This is a genomic window from Chitinibacter fontanus (assembly GCF_013423785.1).
Lineage (GTDB): Bacteria > Pseudomonadota > Gammaproteobacteria > Burkholderiales > Chitinibacteraceae > Chitinibacter > Chitinibacter fontanus.
In genome coordinates this window covers 565,104-576,353 of the sequence record NZ_CP058952.1, presented here as the reverse complement: position 1 = coordinate 576,353, position 11,250 = coordinate 565,104, and the positions used below count along the sequence as shown (strand labels likewise).

General features: G+C 52.3%; 1 protein-coding gene, 2 tRNA genes and 3 rRNA genes. All 6 read left to right on the top strand.

Annotated features, from left to right (window positions below; all coding sequences use genetic code 11):
* Window positions 1-26 precede the first annotated feature (26 nt).
* The 6 genes from HZU75_RS02670 (at window position 27) to HZU75_RS02645 (ending at window position 11,217) form a co-directional block, all read left to right on the top strand.
* Window positions 27-1,560: ribosomal RNA gene (locus HZU75_RS02670) — 16S ribosomal RNA — on the top strand.
* Between the two features lie 105 nt (window positions 1,561-1,665).
* Window positions 1,666-1,742 (top strand) — tRNA-Ile (locus tag HZU75_RS02665).
* 38 nt (window positions 1,743-1,780) lie between these two features.
* Window positions 1,781-1,856, top strand: a tRNA-Ala gene (locus HZU75_RS02660).
* Between the two features lie 306 nt (window positions 1,857-2,162).
* Window positions 2,163-5,049 (top strand): 23S ribosomal RNA (locus tag HZU75_RS02655).
* 132 nt (window positions 5,050-5,181) lie between these two features.
* Window positions 5,182-5,295, top strand: a 5S ribosomal RNA gene (gene rrf / locus HZU75_RS02650).
* Together the 16S, 23S and 5S rRNA genes with 2 tRNA genes alongside form the textbook arrangement of a ribosomal RNA operon.
* A 246-nt stretch (window positions 5,296-5,541) precedes the next feature.
* Window positions 5,542-11,217, top strand: a complete 5,676-nt coding sequence (locus HZU75_RS02645) for an alpha-2-macroglobulin family protein (RefSeq protein ID WP_180307666.1) — start codon at window positions 5,542-5,544, stop codon at window positions 11,215-11,217.
* Window positions 11,218-11,250: the final 33 nt, after the last annotated feature.

Below are 11,250 nucleotides of genomic sequence, written 5' to 3'. Positions count from 1 at the left end.
CAAGTAGTAAAAATAGCATAGCGATTAAACGAAAGAGTTTGATCCTGGCTCAGATTGAACGCTGGCGGCATGCTTTACACATGCAAGTCGAACGGCAGCACGGACTTCGGTCTGGTGGCGAGTGGCGAACGGGTGAGTAATACATCGGAACGTACCCAGTAATGGGGGATAACTATCCGAAAGGATAGCTAATACCGCATACGCCCTACGGGGGAAAGAGGGGGATCGCAAGACCTCTTGTTATTGGAGCGGCCGATGGCTGATTAGCTAGTTGGTGAGGTAAAGGCTCACCAAGGCGACGATCAGTAGCGGGTCTTAGAGGACGATCCGCCACACTGGAACTGAGACACGGTCCAGACTCCTACGGGAGGCAGCAGTGGGGAATCTTGGACAATGGGCGCAAGCCTGATCCAGCAATGCCGCGTGCGTGAAGAAGGCCTTCGGGTTGTAAAGCGCTTTTGTCAGGGAGCAAAAGGTGGTGGCTAATATCCATCGCTCTTGAGAGTACCTGAAGAATAAGGACCGGCTAACTACGTGCCAGCAGCCGCGGTAATACGTAGGGTCCAAGCGTTAATCGGAATTACTGGGCGTAAAGCGTGCGCAGGTGGTTTGTTAAGCACGATGTGAAATCCCCGAGCTCAACTTGGGAATTGCATTGTGAACTGGCTAACTAGAGTACGGCAGAGGGGGGTGGAATTCCACGTGTAGCAGTGAAATGCGTAGAGATGTGGAGGAACACCGATGGCGAAGGCAACCCCCTGGGCTGATACTGACACTCATGCACGAAAGCGTGGGGAGCAAACAGGATTAGATACCCTGGTAGTCCACGCCCTAAACGATGTCAACTAGTTGTTGGGCTTTTCGGAGCTTAGTAACGCAGCTAACGCGTGAAGTTGACCGCCTGGGGAGTACGGTCGCAAGACTAAAACTCAAAGGAATTGACGGGGGCCCGCACAAGCGGTGGATGATGTGGATTAATTCGATGCAACGCGAAAAACCTTACCTGGTCTTGACATGTACGGAATCCTTTAGAGATAGAGGAGTGCCTTCGGGAACCGTAACACAGGTGCTGCATGGCTGTCGTCAGCTCGTGTCGTGAGATGTTGGGTTAAGTCCCGCAACGAGCGCAACCCTTGCCACTAGTTGCTACCATTCAGTTGAGCACTTTAGTGGGACTGCCGGTGACAAACCGGAGGAAGGTGGGGATGACGTCAAGTCCTCATGGCCCTTATGACCAGGGCTTCACACGTCATACAATGGTCGGTACAGAGGGTCGCTAACCCGCGAGGGGGTGCCAATCTCACAAAACCGATCGTAGTCCGGATTGCACTCTGCAACTCGAGTGCATGAAGTCGGAATCGCTAGTAATCGCGGATCAGCATGTCGCGGTGAATACGTTCCCGGGCCTTGTACACACCGCCCGTCACACCATGGGAGTGGGTTTCACCAGAAGTAGGTAGGCTAACCGCAAGGAGGCCGCTTACCACGGTGGGATTCATGACTGGGGTGAAGTCGTAACAAGGTAGCCGTAGGGGAACCTGCGGCTGGATCACCTCCTTTCAAGAGAAAGACCTGCGGGTCAAGTACTCACACTCATCGGCTGTAGATTTTGAAGATACAGAGACAGTGCTCAAGGGAACTTGAACACTACTCGGTTGGAAAGCTGGGTCAGTAGCTCAGTCGGTTAGAGCACCGTCTTGATAAGGCGGGGGTCGCTGGTTCGATTCCAGCTTGACCCACCACTTACCTGTAAGTGGAAACAGCTTAGTAATGCCAGATTGGGGGATTAGCTCAGTTGGGAGAGCACCTGCTTTGCAAGCAGGGGGTCGTCGGTTCGATCCCGTCATCCTCCACCAATCACAAGAGTTCAGAATTCAGTCAATTGACGAATCGTTTGATTCGGGTAATTGATTTTGTTCTGGTTTCTTAAATCGGAATGTCGCAAGACATCTGTATCGTTCTTTAACAAAATAGAAGAAGTAATATCTCCTAATTAAACAATGTGAGCATCAGGTAAAACTGATGTGAACAGTAAATAAATTGGGTTGATTGTATCTGCTAGTCGAAAGACTAGCCGTTGAATAGCCTGAGAAACTATTCAACAAGTCGTAAATACCGATACTCTAAACCGAGATCACGGTAAAACGTGTTTGAGGTTATAGGATCAAGCGAATAAGTGCATCTGGTGGATGCCTTGGCGATGATAGGCGACGAAGGACGTGATAGCCTGCGATAAGCGTGGGGGAGCTGGCAAAGTGCTTTGATCCCACGATTTCCGAATGGGGAAACCCGGCCCTTTTGGGTCATCCTTGACTGAATACATAGGTCATGTGAAGCGAACGCGGTGAACTGAAACATCTAAGTAACCGCAGGAAAAGAAATCAACCGAGATTCCCAAAGTAGTGGCGAGCGAAATGGGAAGAGCCTGTACGTGATAGCAGTCGTGTTAATAGAACGGAATGGAAAGTCCGGCCATAGTGGGTGATAGCCCCGTATATGAAAGCACAATTGTGGTACTAAGCGTACGAGAAGTAGGGCGGGACACGAGAAATCCTGTTTGAAGATGGGGGGACCATCCTCCAAGGCTAAATACTCATCATCGACCGATAGTGAACCAGTACCGTGAGGGAAAGGCGAAAAGAACCCCGGGAGGGGAGTGAAATAGAACCTGAAACCGGATGCATACAAACAGTGGGAGCGGACTTGTTCCGTGACTGCGTACCTTTTGTATAATGGGTCAGCGACTTACGTTCAGTAGCAAGCTTAACCAAATAGGGGAGGCGTAGGGAAACCGAGTCCGAATAGGGCGCACAGTTGCTGGGCGTAGACCCGAAACCAAGTGATCTATCCATGGCCAGGATGAAGGTGCGGTAACACGCACTGGAGGTCCGAACCCACTAACGTTGCAAAGTTAGGGGATGAGCTGTGGATAGGGGTGAAAGGCTAAACAAACTTGGAAATAGCTGGTTCTCCTCGAAAACTATTTAGGTAGTGCCTCATGTATCACTGACGGGGGTAAAGCACTGTTATGGCTAGGGGGTCATCGCGACTTACCAAACCATGGCAAACTCTGAATACCGTCAAGTGCGAGCATGGGAGACAGTCCTGGGGTGCTAACGTCCTGGGACAAGAGGGAAACAACCCAGACCGCCGTCTAAGGTCCCAAATGATCAATTAAGTGGAAAACGAGGTGGGAAGGCATAGACAGCCAGGATGTTGGCTTAGAAGCAGCCATCATTTAAAGAAAGCGTAATAGCTCACTGGTCGAGTCGTCCTGCGCGGAAGATGTAACGGGGCTCAAATTGATAACCGAAGACGCGGATATGTACGATGTACATATGGTAGAGGAGCGTTCTGTAAGCCTGTGAAGGTGTCTTGAGAAGGATGCTGGAGGTATCAGAAGTGCGAATGCTGACATGAGTAGCGATAAAGGGGGTGAAAAGCCCCCTCACCGAAAACCCAAGGTTTCCTGCGCAACGTTCATCGGCGCAGGGTGAGTCGGCCCCTAAGGCGAGGCAGAAATGCGTAGTCGATGGGAAACAGGTTAATATTCCTGTACTTGGTATTAGTGCGATGTGGGGACGGAGAAGGTTACCTCAGCCAACGGTTGGAAGAGTTGGTTTAAGTGTGTAGGTGTGTAGCTTAGGCAAATCCGGGCTACTTTAACACTGAGGCATGATGACGAGTCTACTTGTAGACGAAGTGAGCGATACCCTGCTTCCAAGAAAAGCCACTAAGCTTCAGCTAATATCGAACCGTACCGCAAACCGACACAGGTGGGTAGGAAGAGTATTCTAAGGTGCTTGAGAGAACTCGGGAGAAGGAACTCGGCAAATTGACACCGTAACTTCGGGAGAAGGTGTGCCTCTAGTAGGTGAAGGTGTACAACCGGAGCCCAATGAGGCCGCAGAGAAATGAGGGCTGCGACTGTTTATCAAAAACACAGCACTGTGCTAACACGAAAGTGGATGTATACGGTGTGACGCCTGCCCGGTGCTGGAAGATTAAATGATGGGGTGCAAGCTCTTGATTGAAGTCCCAGTAAACGGCGGCCGTAACTATAACGGTCCTAAGGTAGCGAAATTCCTTGTCGGGTAAGTTCCGACCCGCACGAATGGCGTAACGATGGCCCTACTGTCTCCTCCCGAGACTCAGCGAAGTTGAAGTGTTTGTGAAGATGCAATCTCCCCGCTGCTAGACGGAAAGACCCCGTGAACCTTTACTGTAGCTTTGCATTGGACTTTGAAGTGGTTTGTGTAGGATAGGTGGGAGGCTTTGAAGCAGGAACGCCAGTTTCTGTGGAGCCGTCCTTGAAATACCACCCTGACCCCTTTGAGGTTCTAACCTAGGTCCATTATCTGGATCGGGGACCGTGCATGGTAGGCAGTTTGACTGGGGCGGTCTCCTCCCAAATTGTAACGGAGGAGCTCGAAGGTCGCCTAGGTACGGTCGGACATCGTACTGATAGTGTAATGGCAAAAGGCGGCTTAACTGCGAGACCGACAAGTCGAGCAGGTGCGAAAGCAGGACATAGTGATCCGGTGGTTCTGAATGGAAGGGCCATCGCTCAACGGATAAAAGGTACTCCGGGGATAACAGGCTGATTCCGCCCAAGAGTTCACATCGACGGCGGAGTTTGGCACCTCGATGTCGGCTCATCACATCCTGGGGCTGTAGCCGGTCCCAAGGGTATGGCTGTTCGCCATTTAAAGTGGTACGTGAGCTGGGTTCAAAACGTCGTGAGACAGTTTGGTCCCTATCTGCAGTGGGCGTTGGAAGTTTGAGGGGGGCTGCTCCTAGTACGAGAGGACCGGAGTGGACTGACCTCTGGTGTACCGGTTGTCACGCCAGTGGCATTGCCGGGTAGCTAAGTCGGGAATAGATAAGCGCTGAAAGCATCTAAGCGCGAAACTAGCCTCAAGATGAGACTTCCCTAGGTCTATAAGACCTCTAAAGGATCGTTCGAGACCAGGACGTTGATAGGTCGGGTGTGGAAGCGCAGTAATGCGTTAAGCTAACCGATACTAATTGCCCGTGAGGCTTGATCCTATAACCTGAGACGCGTTGATATGACGTGATACAGTTGACCCAAAGAAATTGTTTGGTGAAGAGAAATAAGATTACTTCTTCTATTGATTTCGAGTGGTTGTGTATAAAGCACAGCTAACTCACCCAGTTTTGTCTGGTGACCATAGCGAGGTGGTCCCACTCCTTCCCATCCCGAACAGGACAGTGAAACGCCTCAGCGCCGATGATAGTGCGGATTGCCCGTGTGAAAGTAGGACATTGCCAGACTACCCTAAGTAAGTAGAAAGCCCAGCTAGAAATAGCTGGGCTTTTTGCTTTGTATTTTTGAAATACTCTCCGCCTGCATCTGCTCCTGATCGATATTGCGCATAATTTCTATTGATATACCCTTGGGTGGTACTAGAGATGTGTTCCATTGCACCTAGCTCAGACTAAATGCTCGTTTAATTAATGCTTAGTCTGTAAAATTGCAAAATATTATTGAAAGCTAATTGCAATTTAAGGTGCTAGGCGATGCGTAAATCGGTGCAATCTCTCAGTCTGTTGCTGCTGTCGACGTCGGTGATGGCCGCGAAAATTGTTACTTTTAGCCCGCAAGGCGAAGTGAAGCGGCTTGAGCAGGTGAGGGTTAGTTTTGCCGAATCCGCCATCGCATTCGGTAATAGCGCAGCGCCAGCGCCGCTGAGCTGGGATTGTCCACTCAAGGGCAAATCGCATTGGGTTGATGATAAAACGTGGGTGCTCGATATCGAGCAAACGCCGCCCGCCAATACGAGCTGCCAATTTAAAGCTAAGCCAGGTTGGAAAGATCTGAAAGGCGAAGCTTTGCTTGTTGGCCAGCCCTTCAAATTTACTACCGGTGCGGCAATTATTGAGCGTAGCTGGCCTGATGGCGACTCTATCGCCGAAGATCAAGCTTTTGTGCTGCAATTTAATGGCAAAGCCGATTCGCTCTCTACGCTGTATTGTCAGTCGAGTAGCTCCCCCGAACGGATTGCGGTAACTGCGCTGAATGCTGATGATCGGGCTACGCTGCTTAAACATCTGGACTTGCAAAAACAGGCTGATACCATCGCTACCGTCACGTGTGGGCAACGCTTAGCGCCTGATAGCAAAATGACTTTGGTGCACACGCGAGGCAAAGCGACGCCAGATCGGCTCAATTTTCAGGTACGCGCCGCGTTTACCGCCAGCATGAGTTGCCAGCGCGAAAACGCCAAAGGTGCGTGTATTCCATTTAAGCCCATTACGCTGAAATTTAGCTCGCCAGTGCCTGAAAAACTGGCTTTGGCGATTAGATTAAAAGGCGCGTCGGGTGAGCGTGCGCCAAAGGCGCCGCAATCAAGCCGCGGTCAGCCGCTCGATGAAATTGTATTTGCGCCACCGTTTAATGCGTTGGAGGACATGAAGCTCGAGTTGCCGAGTGATTTTGTCGACGAAGTGGGGCGCGAGTTAGTGAATAAGCAGCGTTTCCCACTGGCGATTAAAACTTCAGATTACCCACCGCTGGCTAAATTTTCTGCCGCGCCATTTGGGATTATCGAATCGGGCAGCGACGCGCTGCTGCCGATGACCTTGCGTGGTGTTGAGCGTGATTTAAATATTAAATCGGTTCAATTAGACGGGCAATCGCTAAGAATTGGTGACGAAGCCAGCATGATGAATTGGCTGGCTAAAGTGATCGAATACGACGAAAGTACGATTGCGGTTGGCAAGAAAAATGTTGAGTCACGCCGGTTATCTTTGTTGAAAAAAGAAAAAGCTGCACAGGCGCTGAAATTACCGGCTCAGCCCGATGCCAATGGCAAGTGGCCGTTTGAAGTGGTTGGCATTCCGCTGCCTAAGCCCGGATTTTATGTGGTCGAGGTGGCTTCGCAGTTGCTTGGTAAATCATTACTTGGCGTCAATAAGCCGATGTATGTGCGCACTGCAGCGCTGGTAACCAATATGGCGGTGCATTTTAAACAGTCGGGCGACAATGCCGCTGTTTGGGTGACAACGCTGGATAAAGCGCGCCCAGTACCGAACGCGGCGATCAATGTGTTTGACTGCACGGGCGAAAAATTGTGGAGCGGTCAGACCAATGCCCAAGGCTTTGTGCAAATTAATCAGGCGCTACCCAACGCCAATTCATGCTCGGACGCGGTGCTATCCGGCTTGTTTGTAACCGCGCGCGCCAAAGATACCAACGGCAATGACGATGTGTCGTTTGTACGATCTAGCTGGAATCGTGGCATCGAAGCTTGGCGTTTCCCATTCCCCACTTATTTTGACGAAACCTCAAACATTAGCGCGCATACAGTGCTTGATCGCAGCTTGCTACGCGCTGGTGAAACGGTATCGATGAAGCATTTCTTGCGGCTAAAAGGCACGCAAGGGCTCTCGTTGCTGAAGACTAATCAGCTGCCAGAACAAGTGCGTATTGTCCACGACGGTAGCGGCGATGAAGTGAAAATCCCGCTCACTTGGCGCAAAGGTCGTTACGCCGAATCAAGCTTTGCGATTCCTAAAGCGGCCAAGCTGGGCGAGTACTCGATTTATTTAGAGCGCAAAGGCTCGCGAGGCAAAAATAATGCCGATTCAGCCAAGCCAGAGCTAGATGGTTATTCATTGCAAAGCGGTGGTTTCCGTGTCGAGGAATTCCGCCTACCTGTAATGACTGGGGGTATTGCCGCAGAGAAGAATGCTGGCATTGGTGCCAAAGAAATACCTCTGAATGTTTCTTTAGCTTGGGGTAACGGCGGGCCAGCTAAAGCGTGGCCGGTACAAGTGAGCGCCATGCTGGAGCGCCGCTATGAATCACCGCGCAATTACGAAGGTTTTAGCTTTAGCCCACCGAGCCAGCCCGAAGATAAAAAAACACCGTCGATTGATGGCAAAGTTGTGCTGGATAAAGCTGCTGTTGTCCTTGATGCCAACGGTAACGGCAAAACCAAAGTGAGCAATCTGCCAACACTTGATCGCGCCTACGATTTAGTCAGCGAAATGACGTTTAGCGATCCAAATGGTGAAGTGCAAACCATTTCGCGCCGGATCGCGCTGTGGCCTGCGGCCTTGCAAGTAGGTTTGAACGTAGAAAGCTGGATTAGCACGGGCAAAGCCTTGCAGCTGAAAGCTGTCGTGCTCGATACCACTGGCAAGCCGGTAAAGGGCAAGGAAGTCAAAGTTAGCTTGCGCGAGCATCGCTATTTGAGTGCGCGCAAACGCTTGGTCGGTGGTTTCTACGCTTGGGACAACAGCGAAGAAATCGACGACAAAGGCAAGGTGTGCAGCGAAACGAGCGACGCTCAGGGTTTAGTGTTCTGCGAAATCAGCTTTAAAGATGCAGGCAATATGGAGCTGATTGCCGAGGTGAAAGACGAGCAGGGCAATTTGGCCCGCAGCGCGCAGGATGTGTGGGTGAGCCAGCACGATGAGCTGTGGTTTGACGCTGATAATAATGACCGCATTGATGTGCTGCCAGAAAAAGCCAGTTATGCGCCGGGTGAAATGGCAAAATTCCAAGTGCGGATGCCATTCCGTAAAGCCACCGCTTGGATTGGTATTGAGCGCGAAGGCATTATGGAAACGCGCGTCGTTGAGCTTGACGGCAAAAACGCGAGTTTTGAATTAAAAATCGCAGATAATTGGACGCCGAATGTCTATGTGTCGGTACTGGCGGTGCGCGGCCGCGTGCGCGATGTGCCGTGGTATTCGTTCTTTACTTGGGGTTGGAAAACACCGGGAGAATGGTGGAATGCCTATTGGAACGAAGGCAAAGATTATGTCGCGCCAACCGCGATGGTCGATTTATCACGCCCAGCCTTTAAATACGGCGTGGCCGAGATCAAGGTCGGCGACGCCGCGAAGCGCTTGCAAATTGAAGTAACGCCAGCGCGAGCCACCTATGGGATTCGCGAAACTGCCGATGTGACGATTAAAGTGAAGTTACCGAACGGCAAACCGGCGCCAGCGGGTACCGAGGTGGCGTTTGCCGCGGTAGACGAGGCGCTGCTTGAGCTGCAGCCCAATACCTCTTGGCAAATTTTGCAGGCAATGTATCAGCGGCATAGTTTTGGCGTAGAAATGGCGACTGCGCAGCTCGAAGTAGTTGGTAAGCGGCACTACGGTCGCAAAGCATTGCCACCGGGCGGCGGTGGCGGTAAAGCGCCGACGCGCGAGTTGCTCGATACCTTGCTTACATGGCAACCCGCCGTGGTTCTCGACGCCAACGGTACGGCCAAAGTGAAAGTACCGATTAACGACGCGCTGACCAAATTCCACCTTGTGGCGGTGGCTGATGTGGGAAGCGATCAATTTGGTACGGGTGAGGGCAGCTTTGTCGTGCGGCAAGATCTGCAGCTGACTTCTGGCATACCACCGGTGGTGCGCGAAGGCGATCAGGTCGCGGCGGGCATTACGCTGCGCAATGGCAGCGAGCGCAAGATGACGGTAAAAGTTAATGCTACCGCATCAGGCATTGCGGGTTTGAACCCACAGCAAGTCGAGCTGCCTGCCGGTGAGGCGCGCTTTATCAACTGGCCGATTACGGTACCCAACAATATTAAGCAACTCGATTGGGTGTTTGCGGTACAGGAAGTGGGTGGGAAAGCTGCGGATAAACTGGCGGCTAGCCAGCAAGTTGAACCTGCCGTGCCCGTTACCGTAGAGCAGGCCACACTGCAACGGGTTAGCAATGGCGAGCTGCAAATTCCGGTTGCGCTGCCGCCGAATGCGTTGGCTGGTCGCGGCGGGATTCGCGTCTCGTTGCAAAACAAGCTCGGCAACGATTTACCGGGCGTGCGTCGTTGGTTTAGCGAATACCCGTATTCGTGCCTAGAGCAGCGTACCTCGGTGGCGCTGGGCTTGGGTGATAAGGCGCGCTGGCAAAAGCTAATGACCGAATTGCCGCTGTATTTAGATAACGATGGTCTGGCATGGTATTGGCCGCTAGGTGAATCTAGCCGTAACGCAGGTACGGATACCCTGACTACCTATCTGTTGGCAGTGGCAGACGAAGCGGGTGAAACCATTCCTGATGCGCCGCGCCAACGGATGCTGAACGCCTTGGTGGCATTTGTTGAAGGGCGCATTAAGCGTGATTTGGCGTACAACCGCCAAGACGCCGATGTGCGTCGTCTTGCTGCGATGGAAGTGCTCGCGCGCTACGGCATGTTTAAGCCGACCATGCTCGATGTCGTTGAGCTCAACCCGCAAAAAATGAGTACGGCGATGCTGGTTGATTGGCTATCGTTGCTTAATCGTGCCAAAGGTATTCCGAATCAGGCTGCGAAAGTCACCGAGGCGAGCAATCTGCTGCGCGCGCGCCTGACCTACCAAGGCACGCGCATGGTGTTTAGCACCGAGCGCGACGATGTGGCGTGGTGGCTGATGGGCAGCCCCGATGTGAACGCCGCCAAGCTGATTTTGGCAACGCGCAATTTGCCGGATTGGCAGGCCGACATGCCGCGCGTGTTGACCGGACTGTTGGCGCGTCAGAGCAAAGGGCATTGGCAGACGACGACGGCCAATTTGTGGGGCACATTGGCAGTGAGTGCGTTCTCGCGTCAATTTGAGAGCACACCCGTTACTGGCACAACAAGCGCAAACTTGGGGGGCGCTGCATTGAACCTAAGTTGGCCAAAAGAAGGCGTGCAAAGCTTGGGGCTGCTGCCATGGCCTGCTAGCGGCAAAGGCGGCTTGAATGTGAAGCACACTGGCAGTGGCGAGCCGTGGGCGACTGTGCAGGCCGAAGCCGCAATTGTGCTCAAAGCGCCGCGCTACGCCGGTTACAGTATTAAGAAAACCATTACGCCGGTCAGCCAAAAAGTGGCGGGTCAGTATCAACCGGGCGATGTAGTGAAAGTGGTGCTTGATATCACCGCGCAAGCAGATATGACTTGGGTGGTCGTGAACGACCCGATTCCGGCTGGCGCGGCGATACAAGGCAGCGGGCTGGGGCGTGATTCGGCCATTGATAGCAAAGACGCAAACGGTGGAGACTACGCCGATTTTGTCGAGCGCTCCTTCAGCAGCTATCGCGCTTTCTACGGCTATGTGCCGCGGGGCAACTTGAAAGTGGAATACACGATGCGACTCAATAATGTGGGCACATTCCAAATTCCACCAACGCGTGTCGAAGCGATGTATGCACCCGATGTATTTGGCATGCTGCCCAATGCGGCGATCAAAGTGAACGCGGCAAAATAATAATGAGTAACGCAGTGGTCAGCGGCGCAATGC

Bases quoted from the DNA above. Each gene is read 5' to 3' on its own strand.
- HZU75_RS02645 (WP_180307666.1), top strand. From the start codon at position 5,542: ATGCGTAAATCGGTGCAATCTCTCAGTCTGTTGCTGCTGTCGACGTCG.